Source organism: Marinomonas sp. FW-1 (assembly GCF_005222245.1).
In the GTDB taxonomy this organism is placed as follows: Bacteria; Pseudomonadota; Gammaproteobacteria; order Pseudomonadales; family Marinomonadaceae; genus Marinomonas; species Marinomonas alcarazii.
This window is the reverse complement of sequence record NZ_CP025987.1, coordinates 3,717,662-3,733,356: the sequence shown is the minus strand read 5'-3', so window position 1 is coordinate 3,733,356 and position 15,695 is coordinate 3,717,662. Positions and strand designations below refer to the sequence as shown.

Below are 15,695 nucleotides of genomic sequence, written 5' to 3'. Positions count from 1 at the left end.
AATGAACTTGAATCTTACAGGCGCAGAAGGAACGGTAGAAGTTTCTGATGTAGCCTTTGCTCGTGAATACAACGAAGCGTTGGTACACCAAGTAGTTACATCTTACTTGGCTGGCGCTCGTCAAGGCTCACGCGCTCAAAAAACTCGCTCTGAAGTAGCAGGTGGTGGACGCAAACCTTGGAAACAAAAAGGTTCTGGTCGTGCACGCGCAGGTACTATCCGTAGCCCTCTATGGCGCTCTGGTGGTGTTACTTTCGCTGCGAAACCACAAGATCACTCTCAGAAAGTGAACAAGAAGATGTATCGTGCAGCAATGCGCACCATCTGGTCTGAATTAGTACGTCAAGACCGTCTTGTTGTGGTTGAAGATCTTAAATTGGAAGCTCCAAAAACTAAGCTCTTCATAGCAAAAATGACAGAATTGAATATTGAGAACGCTTTGATTGTTTCCGATAACTTGGATGACAATCTGTTTTTAGCAGCTCGTAATATTCCTAACGTAGATGTGCGTGATGCAGCGTCTATCGACCCTGTTAGCTTGATTGCTTACGACAAAGTGTTGGTGACAGTTGGTGCTCTGAAACAAGTTGAGGAGGCACTAGCATGATCGGCGAACGTATTTATAAAGTTCTGTTGGGTCCACACATTTCCGAAAAAGCTACTATCGTTGCCGAAGGTAATGGTCAGTACGTATTTCGTGTAACTGGTGATGCAACTAAACCTGAAATCAAACAAGCTATCGAAGCGCTTTTTGAAGTCAAAGTTGAGTCTGTTCGCACGTTGAACCATAAAGGTAAAACTAAGCGTACAGTTCGTGGTCTAGGTAAGCGTAAAGACGTGAAAAAAGCGTACGTACGTTTGGCTGAAGGTCAAGACATTGATTTCATGGTCGCTGAATAAGGGGAGATAGGTCAATGGCTGTTGTAAAAAGTAAGCCAACGTCTGCAGGCCGTCGTCACGTTGTTAAAGTTACTAACAACGATTTGCACAAAGGCGCACCATATGCACCTTTGCTTGATAAGAAAAGCAAATCGGGTGGACGTAATAATAACGGACGCATCACTACGCGTCACGTAGGTGGTGGTCATAAGCAGCATTATCGTATGGTTGATTTTCGTCGCAATAAAGATGGAATCCCAGCGGTAGTTGAGCGTTTGGAATATGATCCAAACCGTTCTGCAAATATTGCACTGATTAAATTTGCTGATGGTGAGCGTCGTTACATTATCGCTTCCAAAGGTATGGCTGCAGGCAATGTTGTTTTAAGTGGTGCAGATGCGCCTATCAAAGCGGGTAATACTTTGCCTCTGCAAAATATCCCAGTTGGTAGTACCGTACACTGTGTCGAGCTTAAGCCAGGTAAAGGTGCACAAGTTGCACGTTCAGCCGGTGCTTCTGCTCAGCTAGTTGCTCGTGAAGGTCGCTACGTTACTCTTCGCCTACGTTCAGGTGAAATGCGTAAAGTATTGACAGAATGTCGCGCTACTTTAGGTGAAGTATCAAACTCTGAGCACAGCTTACGAGTTCTTGGTAAAGCTGGTGCTACGCGTTGGCGTGGTGTTCGTCCTACCGTTCGCGGTGCGGCGATGAACCCAGTGGATCACCCACATGGTGGTGGTGAAGGTCGTAGCAAAGGTGGTCGTCACCCAGTTACACCATGGGGTGTGCCTACTAAAGGTTACAAAACGCGCAGCAACAAGCGTACTGATAAACTTATTGTACGTCGCCGTACTAAGTAATAAGAGGAAACGACTGTGCCACGTTCACTAAAAAAAGGTCCTTTTATCGACCTTCATTTGTTGAAAAAGGTAGAGGCTGCGGTAGAGAAAAACGATCGTCGTCCAATTAAAACTTGGTCGCGCCGTTCTACTATCTTCCCTGATTTTGTAGGGTTGACTATCGCTGTCCATAATGGTCGCCAGCATGTTCCAGTTCTAGTAACTGAAGATATGGTCGGTCATAAATTGGGTGAGTTCGCTCCGACCCGTACATATCGTGGTCATGCTGCGGACAAGAAAGCCAAACGGTAATAAGGGGTATTAACATGAGTGAAGTAAGCGCTTCATTGAAGGGTGCTCGCCTCTCAGCGCAGAAGGCCCGTTTGGTTGTAGATCAAATCCGCGGCAAATCTGTTAGCGAAGCACTGAACATTTTAACGTTCAGTCCTAAAAAGGCGGCAGTAATTGTCAAGAAAGTACTAGAGTCTGCTATAGCTAACGCTGAGCATAACGAAGGTGCTGATGTAGATGACTTGCGTGTGTCTACGGCTTACGTTGATGAGGCTATGACTCTGAAACGTATTATGCCACGTGCCAAAGGCCGTGCTGACCGTATTCTAAAACGCGGTTGCCATATTACAGTTAAAGTCGCTGACTAATTAGGAGAAACCCAATGGGTCAGAAGGTTCATCCAACTGGTATACGCCTAGGGATAGTTAAAGATCATACTTCTACTTGGTATGCTAATAATCAAAACTACTCTAAGCTGTTATTAAACGATCTTCAGGTTCGTGAGTACTTGGAGAAAAAATTGGTCCAGGCTTCTGTTTCTCGTATCGAGATTCAGCGTCCTGCTCAGACAGCCCGTATTACAATTCACACTGCCCGTCCGGGTATCGTGATCGGTAAGAAAGGTGAAGATGTTGAGAAACTACGTAACGCAGTTTCTGAAATGATGGGCGTACCTGTCCACATTAACATCGAAGAAATTCGTAAGCCTGAAATGGATGCGAAATTGGTTGCGCAAAATATTGCAAGCCAACTTGAGCGTCGTGTTATGTTCCGTCGTGCTATGAAGCGCGCAGTACAGAATGCTATGCGTGCAGGCGCGAAAGGTATCAAGGTTCAGGTAAGTGGTCGTTTGGGCGGTGCAGAAATTGCACGTGCTGAGTGGTACCGTGAAGGTCGTGTACCTCTACACACTCTACGCGCTGACATTGACTACGCTACTTATGAAGCAGCTACAACTTACGGCATCATTGGCGTAAAAGTGTGGATCTTCAAAGGCGAAATCTTGGGCGGTATTGAACAAGTGCGAGCTGATAAAGGCGCACAAAAGAAGAAGTCTAAGTAGGGGGTAAGTCATGTTACAACCGAAACGTACTAAGTTCCGCAAAATGCAGAAAGGCCGTAACCGCGGTCTTGCTCTTCGCGGAAACCAAGTTAGCTTTGGTGAATTCGGATTGAAGTCCACTGAACGTGGTCGTCTTACTGCTCGTCAAATTGAAGCGGCGCGTCGTGCAATGACTCGTCACATCAAACGTGGTGGTAAAATCTGGATTCGTGTGTTCCCTGATAAGCCGATTACCCAAAAACCTCTTGAGGTTCGTCAGGGTAAAGGTAAGGGTAGCGTAGAATACTGGGTTGCACAGATTCAACCTGGAAAAATGCTTTATGAAGTTGAGGGTGTATCAGAGCAGCTAGCTCGCGAAGCGTTCGCGTTGGCTGCTGCTAAGCTTCCTCTGTCCACAACTTTCGTAACGCGTACGGTGATGTAGATGAAAGCAAAAGAACTGCAAGAAAAGTCTGTAGCAGAGCTACAAGCGACCTTGATTGAACTACTACGTGAGCAATTTACTCTGCGCATGCAGAAAGCCACTGGTCAGTTAGCGCAAACTCATTTGCTCTCGCAAGTTCGCCGCAATATCGCACGTGTTAAAACCGTGCTAAATGATAAGGCAGGTAACTAAGATGGCAGAAACAAAAGCGCGTACAGCTACTGGTAAAGTAGTCAGCGATAAGATGGATAAAACCATCACGGTACTAGTTGAGCGTACAGAGAAACATCCGCTATACGGTAAGTTCATTCGTCGTTCTACTAAACTACACGCTCACGATGAAAACAATGAGTGTCAGATCGGTGATACCGTTAAGGTCGTAGAAACACGTCCTTACTCTAAGTCTAAGACTTGGAATCTGGTTCAAGTTGTCGAGAAAGCTGCAGCTGTATAAGCTGCACCTTCCTTCGTGAGACTTGTTATCTAATTTGATTGGAGAGCAGTAATGATTCAAACAGAATCGATGCTTGATGTTGCAGATAACAGCGGCGCAAAGCGTGTTCAGTGTATTAAAGTACTGGGTGGCTCACATCGTCGTTATGCTGCTATCGGTGACATTATTAAGGTCACAGTGAAAGAAGCGATCCCACGTGGTCGTGTTAAAAAAGGGCAGGTTCTAAACGCAGTAGTTGTTAGAACTAAGAAAGGTGTTCGTCGTTCTGATGGCTCAGTGATCCGTTTTGATGTAAACTCAGCGGTTCTATTGAATGCTTCAGGACAGCCTATTGGTACTCGTATCTTTGGCCCTGTAACACGTGAGTTGCGTACTGAGCAATTCATGAAAATTGTTTCTCTTGCACCTGAAGTGCTGTAAGAGAGAGAGGGGACATTATGCGTAAAATCAAACGTAACGACGAAATTATCGTGATTGCTGGGAAAGACAAAGGCAAGCGCGGCAAAGTTGTTAAGGTAGTAGACGAAAACCGAGTTCTAGTTTCTGGCATTAATACTGTTAAGAAACACGAGAAACCAAACCCTATGAAGGGTTCAACTGGCGGTATCGTTGAACAAGAAGCACCTATCCAGGTTTCTAATGTAGCCATTTTTAACAGTGCTACGGGTAAAGCGGATCGCGTCGGCTTTAAATTGAATGAAGATGGTACGAAAGTACGTATCTTTAAATCAAATAGTGAAGCGATCGACGCCTAAGAGCGAGAATTATAGCCATGGCGAGACTTAAGCAAGTTTATAAAGATCAAGTTGTAGCAAAACTTACTGAAGAGTTTAGTTACAAAAACGTGATGGAAGTGCCGAAAATCACTAAAATCACACTAAATATGGGTGTTGGTGAAGCTATCGCAGACAAGAAACTTCTTGAGCATGCGGTAAATGATCTTGAAGCACTTAGCGGCCAAAAAGTTGTAGTGACTAAGGCTCGTAAATCAGTAGCAGGCTTTAAAATCCGTGACGGTTACCCGATCGGTTGTAAAGTAACTCTACGTGGTGAGCGTATGTGGGATTTCTTCGACCGTTTGGTTGATGTTGCTATTCCACGTATCCGTGACTTCCGTGGACTTAATCCTAAGTCTTTCGACGGTCGTGGTAACTACAGCATGGGTGTTAAAGAGCAGATTATCTTCCCTGAAATCGATTACGATAAAGTTGATCGTGTACGTGGTATGGATATTACCATCACAACGACAGCTCGTACCGACGAAGAAGGTCGTGCTTTGCTAGCCGCCTTTAGTTTCCCTTTCAAGAAATAAGAGGTAGGAATCATGGCTAAAATATCAATGATTCAGCGCGAAGCAAAACGCACCAAATTAGTAGCTAAGTTCGCTGAAAAGCGTGCTGCTCTAAAGGCGATCATTAGTGACGTTAATGCATCGGACGATGAAAAGTGGGAAGCAACGCTTAAATTGCAAGCGCTTCCACGCGATTCATCTTCTTCACGCCAGCGTAACCGTTGCCAAATCACAGGTCGTCCGCACGGTGTATACCGTCGCTTCGGTCTGTCTCGTATCAAACTGCGTGAAGCAGCGATGCGTGGTGACGTACCAGGCTTGAAGAAAGCTAGTTGGTAAGCAAGTAGAGCGCGATCATAATACATGGCAGTGAGTGGGGTGTCTAAATACTGGACATTCTGCTCGCTGCTGTGTACTATGCGCGAGCTCTATTTGCTGCACAATGGTTTTTTAAATTAGGAGCTCTTAAATGAGTATGCAAGATACCCTTGCGGATATGTTTACACGTATTCGTAATGCACAGATGGCCTCTAAGACATCTGTGAGTATGCCTTCATCTAAAATGAAAGCATCGATTGCTGCTGTACTACGCGAAGAAGGTTACGTAGGTGACTTTTCTGTAGACGAAGCAGTAAAACCAACGCTTACTATCGAGTTGAAATACTACGAAGGTAAGCCAGTTATCGAACAAATCAAACGCGCATCTCGCCCAAGCTTGCGTCAATACAAAGGCACTAGTGCTCTACCTAAAGTAGAAGCTGGCCTTGGTGTTGCTATCATCTCTACCTCTAAAGGTGTGATGACAGACCGTGCAGCTCGTGCTGCTGGTATCGGTGGCGAAGTAATCTGCACAGTATTCTAGGAGTTAGTATGTCTCGAGTTGCTAATAGTCCCGTGACGCTTCCTAGTGGTGTAGATTTGACCCTAAATGGCCAAAATGTTGTTGTAAAAGGCGGCAAAGGTTCTTTAGAGTTTAATGTTCACTCAAGCGTTCAAGTGTCTAAAGAAGAAAATGTTATTACCTTCGCTGCGCGCGATGGTGCAAAACAAAGCCGTGCCTTAGCTGGTACTACTCGTGCTTTGATCAACAACATGGTTGTTGGTGTTAGTCAGGGCTTCGAGAAAAGATTATATCTTCAAGGTGTTGGTTACCGTGCTGTGCTTAAAGGCAACGTACTTAACCTATCTCTGGGTTTCTCTCACCCAGTAGATTACGAATTACCTGAAGGTATAACAGCTGAATGCGCTTCTCAAACAGAAGTTGTGATCCGTGGCATTGATAAGCAAGCCGTGGGACAAGTTGCTGCAGAAGTTCGCGGTTTCCGTCCACCAGAGCCATACAAAGGCAAGGGTGTTCGCTATTCTGACGAAGTAATTCGCCGTAAAGAAGCTAAGAAGAAGTAGGTAGGCATTCATGAACACTAAAAAACAATCTCGGATTCGTCGTGCACGTCGTGCTCGTTTGCATATTCGTGACTTAGGTGCGAATCGTCTTACTGTACATCGCACACCACGCCATATGTATGCTCAAGTGATTTCTCCTTGTGGTAGCAAAGTACTAGCTAGTGCTTCTACTCTTGAAGAGGCTCTTCGTGGCACAGCGACTGGCAACAAAGCAGCGGCTAAAGAAGTCGGTACTTTGATTGCTGCACGCGCTAAAGAAGCAGGTGTCACTTCGGTCGCTTTCGACCGTTCTGGCTTCAAATACCATGGCCGCGTTCAGGTTCTTGCTGACGCTGCACGTGAAGCCGGTCTAGAGTTCTAAGGGGTAGCAAATGGCAGTTAATGATCAACAAACTAGCGACCTCCAAGAGAAGCTAGTTCAAGTAAACCGCGTTGCTAAAGTTGTAAAGGGTGGTCGTATCTTCTCTTTCACAGCTTTGACAGTCGTTGGTGATGGTAATGGTAAAGTTGGCTTCGGTCGTGGTAAAGCGCGTGAAGTTCCTCAAGCTATTCAAAAAGCAATGGAACAAGCTCGTCGCAACATGGTTTCTGTGAAGCTTGATGGCGATACTCTTCAGTATCCAGTTAAAGCTAACCACGGTGCGTCTAAAGTTTACATGCAGCCTGCGTCTCAAGGTACTGGTATCATCGCCGGTGGTGCAATGCGTGCGGTTCTAGAAATCGCTGGCGTTCACAACGTATTGGCTAAATGTTACGGTTCTACAAACCCAGTAAACGTAGTTCGCGCTACGATCAAAGGTTTGCAGGATATGAAAGCACCTGAACAAATCGCAGCTAAACGCGGTAAGTCAGTCGATCAAATTTTGGGGTAATGTGTTATGGCGAATAATACCATCACAGTTCAACTAACCCGCAGCCCGATCGGTCGTCTTCCAAAGCACCGTGAAACTGTAAAAGGCTTGGGTTTGCGTAAAGTTGGCCAAACTCGTCAGTTGGAAGATACTCCAGCTGTACGTGGCATGGTTAATAAAGTTTATTATATGGTTAAAGTGGTAGGGGAATAACATGTTCTTAAATACACTTCGTCCTGGCGAAGGTAGCAAACATGCTCCTAAACGTGTTGGTCGCGGCATTGGTAGCGGCTTGGGTAAAACTGGCGGACGTGGCCATAAAGGTCTTAAGTCTCGTTCCGGTGGCTCAGTAAAACCTGGTTTTGAAGGTGGTCAAATGCCTTTGCAGCGTCGTCTGCCAAAATTCGGTTTTACTTCACGTCAGGCAAAGTATGTTGCTGAAGTTCGTTTAAACGAGCTTGCTGCTGTAAATGCTGAAGTTGTAGATTTGGCTGCTTTGAAAGGCGCCGACATTCTAGGTCATCAAATTAAGACTGCACGTGTAATCTTGTCTGGTTCTATCGACAAAGCGATTACTGTACGTGGTCTTAAAGTGACTAAAGGTGCTCGTGCTGCTATCGAAGCTGCTGGCGGAAAAGTCGAGGAATAAATGGCAAAGCGTGGCTCACTACCTGCTGGTATGCAAAACGGATTAAGCGAGCTTTGGTCTCGTATTCGTTTTGTGTTCCTAGCAATTATTGTATATCGAATTGGTGCACACATTCCTGTTCCAGGTATTAACCCTGATAGGTTGTCTGCTTTATTTGATCAAAATGAAGGCACTATTCTGAGTTTATTTAACGTATTCTCAGGGGGCGCGCTTGAGCGCATGAGTATTTTTGCGCTTGGGATTTTGCCCTATATTTCTGCCTCTATTATTATGCAGTTATTGACGGTTGTGAGTCCTCAGCTAGAGCAGCTAAAGAAAGAGGGTGAGGCGGGGCGTCGTAAGATTACCCAATACACTCGTTACGGCACTGTTTTACTTGCTTTGGTTCAGTCTGCCAGTATGGCAGTTGGCTTAGCAAGCCAAGGGATTTCTTTCAGTAGTGGCATAGAATTCTATGCGGTTGCTGTTGTTACTCTTGTTGCTGGTACTGTTTTCTTGATGTGGTTGGGTGAGCAGGTAACAGAGAAAGGTATTGGTAATGGTATTTCCATTCTTATCTTCGCTGGTATCGTTGCAGGCCTTCCATCTGCTCTAGGCCGTTCGTTTGAGTCGGCTCGTCAAGGCGATATAAATATTTTGGCTTTGTTGCTGATTGGTATTTTGGCCATTGCGACTATCGCGTTCGTTGTTTTTATCGAGCGTGGTCAGCGTCGTATTACGGTTAATTATGCTAAGCGTCAACAAGGCAAAAAGGTGTTTGCCGCACAAAAGAGTCATTTGCCTCTTAAAGTGAATATGGCTGGTGTAATACCACCTATCTTTGCTTCAAGTATCCTTCTGTTCCCTGCTTCGATCGGCCAATGGTTTGGTCAAGGTGAAGGAATGGAATGGTTGCAAAATATCTCTTTGGCTCTAGCTCCTGGGCAACCGCTCTATGTGTTGTTATTTGCGATAGCAATTGTTTTCTTTTGCTTCTTCTATACAGCACTAGTGTTCAACCCTAAAGATGTGGCAGATAACTTGAAAAAATCCGGTGCTTTTTTGCCGGGTATTCGTCCAGGCGATCATACAGCTCGATATATTGATGGTGTAATGACCCGTTTGACATTGTTTGGTGCTTTATACATCACTCTAGTGTCTTTGATGCCTCAATTCTTTGTTGTTGCGTGGAATGTTCCATTCTACTTTGGCGGTACTTCTATGTTGATCGTAGTAGTGGTTGTCATGGACTTTATGTCGCAAGTTCAAAGTCATTTGATGAGTCAGCAATACGAGTCATTAATGAAGAAATCTAATCTGACTGGTTATGGTCCAAATGGCCTAATGCGTTAAGCGTAGGTTGGAGTTGAACATGAAAGTACGTGCATCTGTAAAGAAAATCTGTCGTAACTGCAAAATCGTTCGTCGTAACGGTTCAGTTCGAGTGATTTGCATTGAGCCTCGTCACAAACAGCGTCAAGGTTAATCGCGAGTTCGCTCGATGATGGGTAAGGGTGGTTGATTTATGTCCTAAAGATAGGCATAATCAGCCGCCCTCATGAAAGTAAAATGATGAATTAACATTTAATCATCAATAACAACGGAGTAAAGTGAATGGCTCGTATAGCCGGTGTCAATATTCCTGACAATAAACATGCGGTCATTTCTCTGACTTACATCTTCGGAATTGGTCGCACTCGTTCGCGCGCTATTTGCGCTGCTACAGGTGTTGCAGAAACTGCGAAAATCGGTTCATTAAGTGATGAAATCCTTGATGAACTTCGTGGCGAAGTTGCTAAGTATACTGTAGAGGGTGACTTGCGTCGTGAAGTCAGTATGTCTATCAAACGCTTGATGGACTTGGGTTGCAACCGCGGGATTCGTCATCGCCGCAGCCTACCAGTTCGTGGTCAACGTACCAAAACGAACGCTCGTACACGAAAAGGTCCTCGTAAACCTATTCGTAAGTAATTTAAACGCGTTTCGCTCTAGCCACTAAGTTTGCTAGAGCTGAGCATTAAATAGGAAAGTGCAATATGGCTAAGCCAGCTACGCGCAACACCAAGAAGAAAGTCAAAAAGACGGTCGTCGACGGTGTTGCTCATGTACACGCGTCATTTAATAACACGATCGTGACTATCACTGACCGCCAAGGCAACGCTTTGTCTTGGGCTACTGCCGGTGGTTCTGGTTTTCGCGGTTCTCGTAAAAGTACTCCTTTCGCAGCTCAAGTAGCAGCGGAACGTGCCGGTGCTGTCGCACAAGAGTTCGGCCTTAAAAACGTTGACGTAATGATCAAGGGCCCAGGTCCTGGTCGTGAGTCCGCAGTTCGTGCATTGAATGCATTGGGCTTGCGTATCAATAACATCACAGATGTGACGCCAATCCCGCACAACGGTTGCCGTCCACCTAAGAAACGTCGCGTTTAATTGAGGAGACAGATACATGGCTCGTTATATAGGTCCAACTTGTAAGTTGTCTCGTCGTGAAGGTACCGACTTGCAATTGAAGAGCGGTTCACGCGCTCTTGAGTCGAAATGTAAAGTAGAGACAGTTCCTGGTGTGCATGGCGCACGTCGCGGACGTCTTTCTGACTACGGCTTGCAGTTACGTGAGAAACAAAAAGTACGTCGTATGTACGGCGTTCTTGAAAAGCAATTTCGTAATTACTACAAATCTGCTGCTCGTCTAAAAGGTGCTACTGGTGAAAACCTTCTGCAACTTTTGGAATCACGTTTAGATAACGTTGTATACCGCGCAGGTTTTGGTTCTACACGTGCAGAAGCTCGCCAGTTAGTAGGCCATAAAGGCATTCTAGTAAATGGCGCAACGGTTAACATTCCGTCTTACCAAGTTAAAGCTGGTGACGTTGTGTCTATCCGTGAAAAAGCTAAGAAGCAATTGCGTGTACAAAACGCACTAGAGCTATCTAAAGGTCGTGCACCGATCCATTGGATCGAAGTTGATTCAACTAAACTGGAAGCAACTTACAAAGCTGTTCCAGAGCGTGCCGATTTATCAGCTGAAATTAATGAGAACCTAATTGTCGAACTTTACTCTAAGTAAGTCGGTAATTAGGATTAAGAAATAGGTGGATCTATGCAGCGTTCAGTGAGCGAATTGTTAACCCCACGCAACATTGAAGTACAGGAACTAGGCAAAACTCGTGCTAAAGTGACACTGCAACCGCTAGAACGTGGTTTTGGTCACACTTTGGGTAACGCGTTACGCCGCATTCTTCTATCTTCAATGCCAGGTTGTGCGATTGTTGAAGTTGAAATCGACGGTGTATTACACGAATACAGCGCAATCGAAGGGGTTAAAGAAGATGTAATTGAAATTCTTCTTAACCTGAAAGGAGTTGCGATCGCTCTACACGGGCAAGATGAGGCAACTCTTACTTTAAGTAAAAAAGGTCCTGGTATCGTAACAGCTGGTGATATCCAGTTGGTTGCTGATGCAGAGATCGCTAACCCAGATCATGTTATTGCGCACTTAGATGATACTGCTGAGTTAACTATGCAGATCAAAGTCGCTCGTGGTCGTGGTTATGAGCCTGCTGATGCTCGTGTTGCTGGCGACGATGAGACTCGTCCAATTGGTCGCTTGCAACTGGATGCCTCATTCAGCCCTGTTCGTCGTGTGGCTTACAGTGTCGATAATGCTCGTGTAGAGCAGCGTACAGATTTGGATAAACTTGTCATTGACATCGAATCCAATGGTACGATCGATCCTGAAGAAGCAATACGTCGCGCAGCGACTATTCTACAACAACAAATTGCTGTATTCGTCGCCCTTGAAAGCGAGAGTGAAGCACCAGTTGTAGAAGAAGAGGATGAGATTGATCCAATTTTGCTACGCCCGGTTGATGATCTTGAATTGACCGTTCGCAGTGCTAACTGTTTAAAAGCAGAGAACATTTATTACATCGGTGATTTGATTCAACGTACTGAGGTTGAGCTTCTTAAGACGCCTAACCTAGGTAAGAAGTCGTTAACTGAAATCAAAGATGTTTTAGCACAGCGTGGTTTGTCTTTGGGAATGCGTCTAGAAAACTGGCCACCAGCTAGTTTGAAAGACGATAGCAAAGTTCTAGCTCGCTAGGTCATTGTTCCCTGACCACCGTAGTTTGGTAAGGAATGTAAAATGCGTCATCGTAAGAGTGGACGTCACTTAAACCGTACTAGCTCACATCGTAAAGCGATGTTTAAAAACATGGCAGCTTCTTTGTTCGAACACGAAGTTATTAAAACTACGTTGCCGAAAGCGAAAGAATTGCGTCGTGTTGCTGAGCCGTTAATCACATTGGCGAAAGTTGATTCTGTTGCGAATCGTCGCCTTGCCTTTGCTCGTACTCGTAGCAAAGATGCAGTAGGTAAATTGTTCTCTGAACTTGGTCCTCGTTACCAAGCTCGTCCTGGCGGTTATGTTCGCATTCTAAAATGTGGCTTCCGTGCAGGTGACAACGCACCTATGGCTTATGTTGAATTGGTCGATCGTCCAGTTGCAGAAGCTGCTGAGTAATATCAGTTTGTAATAAAAAGCCGAGCTAATAGCTCGGCTTTTTTTTGCGAAAAATAAATGAAAAGGCAGTTATAAAAAAACACCTGTAAAGCTGGCCTCTACAGGTGTTTTTTTGTTTCTATCTAAACCGGCTATTTAAGCATGTCTTTAAGAAATCGTCCGGTATGTGATTTATCTGCCTTACTAATTTCTTCAGGTGTCCCTTCGGCGATGATATAGCCTCCACCACTACCGCCTTCTGGGCCTAAGTCGACAATCCAATCAGCTGTCTTTATAACGTCTAGGTTATGTTCGATGACCACGACGGTGTTGCCATGGTCTCTTAGTCGATGAAGAACTTTCAGTAGCTGCTCAATATCAGCAAAGTGTAGACCCGTTGTTGGTTCGTCCAAAATGTACAGAGTGGTACCTGTGTCACGTTTAGACAGTTCTTTTGCCAGTTTGACACGTTGTGCTTCACCACCTGAAAGTGTTGTTGCAGCTTGCCCAAGGCGTATATAGCCTAAGCCAACATCCATTAATGTTTGCAGCTTTCTGGCAATAGAGGGTACAGGATCAAAAAATTCTCGCGCATCCTCAATAGTCATTTCTAGGCATTCGTGAATATTCTTACCCTTGTAATTTATTTCTAACGTTTCACGATTGTAGCGCTTACCTTTACAGGTATCACATGGCACATAGATGTCGGGTAAGAAGTGCATTTCAACCTTGATTACGCCATCGCCTTGGCAAGCTTCGCAGCGACCACCTTTGACGTTAAAGCTAAATCGACCAGGCTTATAACCTCGAGAACGGGATTCTTGAGTGGCCGAGAATAATTCTCTCATTGGCGTGAAGATCCCAGTGTATGTCGCAGGGTTTGATCTTGGCGTTCGACCTATTGGGCTTTGATCGATGTCGACACATTTATCGAATAAATCTAAACCTTCTATACGTTCGTGTGGTGCCGCTTTTAATGTGGTTGCACCGTTCAGAGCTGTCGCCGCAAGTGGATACAAAGTGCCATTAATTAGAGTTGATTTGCCCGAACCCGAAACACCAGTAATGCAAGTCATAACGCCAACAGGAATACTTAGATCAACCGTATTTAGGTTGTTTCCTGTCGCGCCAATCAGTTTAAGAAATTGTTTATCTTTAGCTTGATGGCGTATAGCTGGGATGTCAATTTTACGTTTTCCGGTTAAAAACTGCCCGGTTACTGATTCCGGACAATTCATAATATCTTGAGGCGTTCCACTGGCAATAATTTGACCTCCGTGAACGCCTGCACCAGGCCCAATATCAACAACAAAATCAGCTACGCGGATCGCATCTTCATCGTGTTCAACCACAATGACTGTGTTGCCTAGGTCACGTAAGCGAGTTAGCGTGGCTATTAAGCGTTCATTGTCACGCTGATGTAAGCCGATTGATGGTTCATCAAGAATGTACATTACACCAACTAAACCTGCGCCAATTTGGCTGGCTAGGCGAATACGCTGTGCTTCACCGCCTGACAAAGAGTCGGCTTTGCGATCAAGTGTCAGATATTCAAGTCCAACATTGACTAGGAAGGTTAATCGATCGCGGATTTCTTTTAGAATCTTTGAAGCGATTTCGCCTCTGGCTCCTGGCAGTTCAAGTGTCTCGAAATACTTCAAGCAATCTATGATTGGGTAGGTGACTACTTCTGGTAGAGTCTCGTTGGCAATAAAGACATTCCGTGCAGATCGGTTTAGTCGTGAGCCATGGCAATCAGGGCAAGGCTGAATGCTGATGTACTGTGAAAGGTCATCACGTACGCTATCAGATTCGGTTTCATGGTAGCGGCGCTGTAGGTTAGGGATAACGCCTTCAAACGCATGGGACCGTGTCATCTTGTCGCCGCGTTCATTTATATAGATGAAGTCTATTTTGTCTTTGCCTGATCCTTGCAGAATGCGCTTCTTGAATTCGTTCGGGATATCTTTGTATTTGGCTTCAATGTCAAAGCCATAGTGTTTTGCTAAGGCGTTGAGTTGTTGGTAGTAAAAAATGCTGCGTCTACCCCAGCCGCGTATGGCACCTTCAGCAAGAGTCAGTGTCTCATCTTGAATAATTCGATCTGGATCAAACATTTGATGAGTGCCTAAACCATCACAGGTTTGGCAGGCGCCATTCGGGTTATTAAAAGAAAATAGCCGAGGTTCTAGTTCGGTTAAGCTGTATCCGCAAACAGGGCAGGCGAATTTACTAGAAAAAATATATTCTTCTTTTTCGTCATCCATGTTGATGACTTTGGCGATACCATCGGATAAGCCTAGGCAAGTTTCAAATGACTCAGCCAAACGAAGTTGTAGGTCAGAACGCACCTTAAAACGGTCAATGACAACTTCGATGGTATGTTTCTTATTTTTTTCTAATATTGGTGCATCGTCCAAATCGACAACAATGCCATCGATTCGTGCACGAATAAAACCTTTAGATAGCAAGTCGCTAATGGTGTGTAAGTGCTCACCTTTGCGATCCTTAATGATGGGAGCAAGTAGCATCATTTTAGATTCTTCAGGCAGCGATATAACTTTATCAACCATTTGTGATATGGTTTGCGCCTCTAATGGCTCACCATGATCGGGGCAGCGAGGCTGACCTGCTCGAGCAAATAACAATCGTAGGTAATCGTAGATTTCTGTTATTGTACCCACTGTTGATCGTGGGTTATGAGAAGTGGACTTTTGTTCGATAGAGATGGCAGGAGAGAGACCTTCAATGTGGTCTATGTCTGGTTTTTCCATCATGGACAAAAACTGTCTAGCGTACGTTGAAAGTGATTCTACATAGCGACGTTGTCCTTCAGCGTATAGAGTATCGAACGCGAGGGAGGATTTACCTGAGCCGGATAGGCCAGTAATCACCACAAGTTTGTCTCTTGGGATGTCTAGGTCCACATTTTTTAAATTGTGAGTGCGGGCCCCGCGTATGGTAATGGTATCCATGTGTCTCCAATGTGAAGTCGATCAACAGAAGAAATCTGCCAGTAAATTAAATAACTGTCTATTTTTACAGTAGTTGAAATGGAGCTTCAACGG

General features: G+C 44.9%; 27 protein-coding genes. 26 read left to right on the top strand and 1 reads right to left on the bottom strand.

Annotation, left to right across the window (positions count from 1 at the left end):
* The first annotated feature begins 1 nt into the window (after nucleotide 1).
* The 26 genes from rplD to rplQ all read left to right on the top strand — a co-directional run bounded on the left by rplD (nucleotide 2) and on the right by rplQ (nucleotide 12,648).
* Nucleotides 2–607 (top strand): 50S ribosomal protein L4, encoded by a 606-nt coding sequence (gene rplD / locus C1X04_RS17360; protein ID WP_110577365.1) that lies wholly within the window; start codon nucleotides 2–4, stop codon nucleotides 605–607.
* Nucleotides 604–900, top strand: a complete 297-nt coding sequence (rplW, locus tag C1X04_RS17355) for a 50S ribosomal protein L23 (RefSeq protein WP_012071934.1) — start codon at nucleotides 604–606, stop codon at nucleotides 898–900. Before rplD ends, rplW begins: the two co-directional genes overlap by 4 nt.
* Nucleotides 901–914: 14 nt before the next feature.
* A complete protein-coding gene (gene rplB, locus C1X04_RS17350; protein ID WP_110577366.1) occupies nucleotides 915–1,739 on the top strand; it encodes a 50S ribosomal protein L2 in 825 nt (274 codons plus the stop codon).
* A 15-nt stretch (nucleotides 1,740–1,754) separates the two neighbouring features.
* Nucleotides 1,755–2,030 carry a 30S ribosomal protein S19 gene (gene rpsS, locus C1X04_RS17345; RefSeq protein WP_012071932.1) on the top strand — a complete coding sequence of 92 codons (276 nt, stop codon included), beginning with the start codon at nucleotides 1,755–1,757 and terminating at the stop codon, nucleotides 2,028–2,030.
* 14 nt (nucleotides 2,031–2,044) lie between these two features.
* Nucleotides 2,045–2,377 carry a 50S ribosomal protein L22 gene (gene rplV / locus C1X04_RS17340; RefSeq protein WP_110577367.1) on the top strand — a complete coding sequence of 111 codons (333 nt, stop codon included), beginning with the start codon at nucleotides 2,045–2,047 and terminating at the stop codon, nucleotides 2,375–2,377.
* Between the two features lie 14 nt (nucleotides 2,378–2,391).
* On the top strand, nucleotides 2,392–3,072 hold the full coding sequence (rpsC, locus tag C1X04_RS17335) for a 30S ribosomal protein S3 (protein ID WP_110577368.1): 681 nt from the start codon (nucleotides 2,392–2,394) through the stop codon (nucleotides 3,070–3,072).
* Nucleotides 3,073–3,082: 10 nt separating this feature from the next.
* Entirely contained in the window at nucleotides 3,083–3,496 is a 414-nt protein-coding gene (gene rplP, locus C1X04_RS17330) for a 50S ribosomal protein L16 (RefSeq protein WP_110577369.1), read from the top strand.
* Nucleotides 3,497–3,688 (top strand): 50S ribosomal protein L29, encoded by a 192-nt coding sequence (gene rpmC, locus C1X04_RS17325; RefSeq protein ID WP_110577370.1) that lies wholly within the window; start codon nucleotides 3,497–3,499, stop codon nucleotides 3,686–3,688.
* Nucleotide 3,689: 1 nt separating this feature from the next.
* The gene (gene rpsQ / locus C1X04_RS17320) at nucleotides 3,690–3,950 is read left to right on the top strand and encodes a 30S ribosomal protein S17 (protein WP_110577371.1); all 261 of its coding nucleotides are present in this window, start codon (nucleotides 3,690–3,692) and stop codon (nucleotides 3,948–3,950) included.
* Between the two features lie 51 nt (nucleotides 3,951–4,001).
* Entirely contained in the window at nucleotides 4,002–4,370 is a 369-nt protein-coding gene (gene rplN, locus C1X04_RS17315; protein ID WP_067020125.1) for a 50S ribosomal protein L14, read from the top strand.
* 17 nt (nucleotides 4,371–4,387) lie between these two features.
* A complete protein-coding gene (rplX, locus tag C1X04_RS17310; protein ID WP_110577372.1) occupies nucleotides 4,388–4,705 on the top strand; it encodes a 50S ribosomal protein L24 in 318 nt (105 codons plus the stop codon).
* Between the two features lie 17 nt (nucleotides 4,706–4,722).
* Complete coding sequence (rplE, locus tag C1X04_RS17305) at nucleotides 4,723–5,262, top strand: 50S ribosomal protein L5 (RefSeq protein WP_012071924.1); 540 nt, start codon at nucleotides 4,723–4,725, stop codon at nucleotides 5,260–5,262.
* Between the two features lie 12 nt (nucleotides 5,263–5,274).
* Complete coding sequence (gene rpsN, locus C1X04_RS17300; protein WP_110577373.1) at nucleotides 5,275–5,580, top strand: 30S ribosomal protein S14; 306 nt, start codon at nucleotides 5,275–5,277, stop codon at nucleotides 5,578–5,580.
* 130 nt (nucleotides 5,581–5,710) lie between these two features.
* Nucleotides 5,711–6,103, top strand: coding sequence for a 30S ribosomal protein S8 (gene rpsH / locus C1X04_RS17295; RefSeq protein ID WP_110577374.1), 393 nt, complete (start codon nucleotides 5,711–5,713; stop codon nucleotides 6,101–6,103).
* A gap of 8 nt (nucleotides 6,104–6,111) precedes the next feature.
* On the top strand, nucleotides 6,112–6,645 hold the full coding sequence (rplF, locus tag C1X04_RS17290; protein ID WP_110577375.1) for a 50S ribosomal protein L6: 534 nt from the start codon (nucleotides 6,112–6,114) through the stop codon (nucleotides 6,643–6,645).
* A gap of 10 nt (nucleotides 6,646–6,655) precedes the next feature.
* Nucleotides 6,656–7,006 carry a 50S ribosomal protein L18 gene (gene rplR / locus C1X04_RS17285; RefSeq protein WP_110577376.1) on the top strand — a complete coding sequence of 117 codons (351 nt, stop codon included), beginning with the start codon at nucleotides 6,656–6,658 and terminating at the stop codon, nucleotides 7,004–7,006.
* A gap of 10 nt (nucleotides 7,007–7,016) precedes the next feature.
* Nucleotides 7,017–7,517, top strand: coding sequence for a 30S ribosomal protein S5 (gene rpsE / locus C1X04_RS17280; RefSeq protein WP_110577377.1), 501 nt, complete (start codon nucleotides 7,017–7,019; stop codon nucleotides 7,515–7,517).
* A 6-nt stretch (nucleotides 7,518–7,523) separates the two neighbouring features.
* Nucleotides 7,524–7,709: a 50S ribosomal protein L30 gene (rpmD, locus tag C1X04_RS17275; protein ID WP_110577378.1), complete on the top strand. Its 186-nt coding sequence runs from the start codon at nucleotides 7,524–7,526 to the stop codon at nucleotides 7,707–7,709.
* 1 nt (nucleotide 7,710) lies between these two features.
* Nucleotides 7,711–8,145: a 50S ribosomal protein L15 gene (rplO, locus tag C1X04_RS17270; protein ID WP_072841824.1), complete on the top strand. Its 435-nt coding sequence runs from the start codon at nucleotides 7,711–7,713 to the stop codon at nucleotides 8,143–8,145.
* Entirely contained in the window at nucleotides 8,146–9,477 is a 1,332-nt protein-coding gene (gene secY, locus C1X04_RS17265) for a preprotein translocase subunit SecY (RefSeq protein ID WP_114412697.1), read from the top strand.
* 19 nt (nucleotides 9,478–9,496) lie between these two features.
* Complete coding sequence (gene rpmJ / locus C1X04_RS17260; RefSeq protein ID WP_110577380.1) at nucleotides 9,497–9,610, top strand: 50S ribosomal protein L36; 114 nt, start codon at nucleotides 9,497–9,499, stop codon at nucleotides 9,608–9,610.
* A gap of 128 nt (nucleotides 9,611–9,738) precedes the next feature.
* The gene (rpsM, locus tag C1X04_RS17255; RefSeq protein WP_110577381.1) at nucleotides 9,739–10,095 is read left to right on the top strand and encodes a 30S ribosomal protein S13; all 357 of its coding nucleotides are present in this window, start codon (nucleotides 9,739–9,741) and stop codon (nucleotides 10,093–10,095) included.
* Between the two features lie 65 nt (nucleotides 10,096–10,160).
* Nucleotides 10,161–10,553 (top strand): 30S ribosomal protein S11, encoded by a 393-nt coding sequence (gene rpsK, locus C1X04_RS17250; RefSeq protein ID WP_009836290.1) that lies wholly within the window; start codon nucleotides 10,161–10,163, stop codon nucleotides 10,551–10,553.
* Between the two features lie 16 nt (nucleotides 10,554–10,569).
* On the top strand, nucleotides 10,570–11,190 hold the full coding sequence (gene rpsD / locus C1X04_RS17245; RefSeq protein WP_110577382.1) for a 30S ribosomal protein S4: 621 nt from the start codon (nucleotides 10,570–10,572) through the stop codon (nucleotides 11,188–11,190).
* A gap of 33 nt (nucleotides 11,191–11,223) precedes the next feature.
* Nucleotides 11,224–12,228, top strand: a complete 1,005-nt coding sequence (gene rpoA, locus C1X04_RS17240) for a DNA-directed RNA polymerase subunit alpha (RefSeq protein ID WP_110577383.1) — start codon at nucleotides 11,224–11,226, stop codon at nucleotides 12,226–12,228.
* 42 nt (nucleotides 12,229–12,270) lie between these two features.
* Nucleotides 12,271–12,648, top strand: a complete 378-nt coding sequence (gene rplQ, locus C1X04_RS17235) for a 50S ribosomal protein L17 (protein WP_110577384.1) — start codon at nucleotides 12,271–12,273, stop codon at nucleotides 12,646–12,648.
* Between the two features lie 131 nt (nucleotides 12,649–12,779).
* Here rplQ and uvrA read toward each other — a convergent pair whose 3' ends face one another.
* Nucleotides 12,780–15,602, bottom strand: coding sequence for an excinuclease ABC subunit UvrA (uvrA, locus tag C1X04_RS17230; protein WP_110577385.1), 2,823 nt, complete (start codon nucleotides 15,600–15,602; stop codon nucleotides 12,780–12,782).
* Between the last annotated feature and the right edge of the window lie 93 nt (nucleotides 15,603–15,695).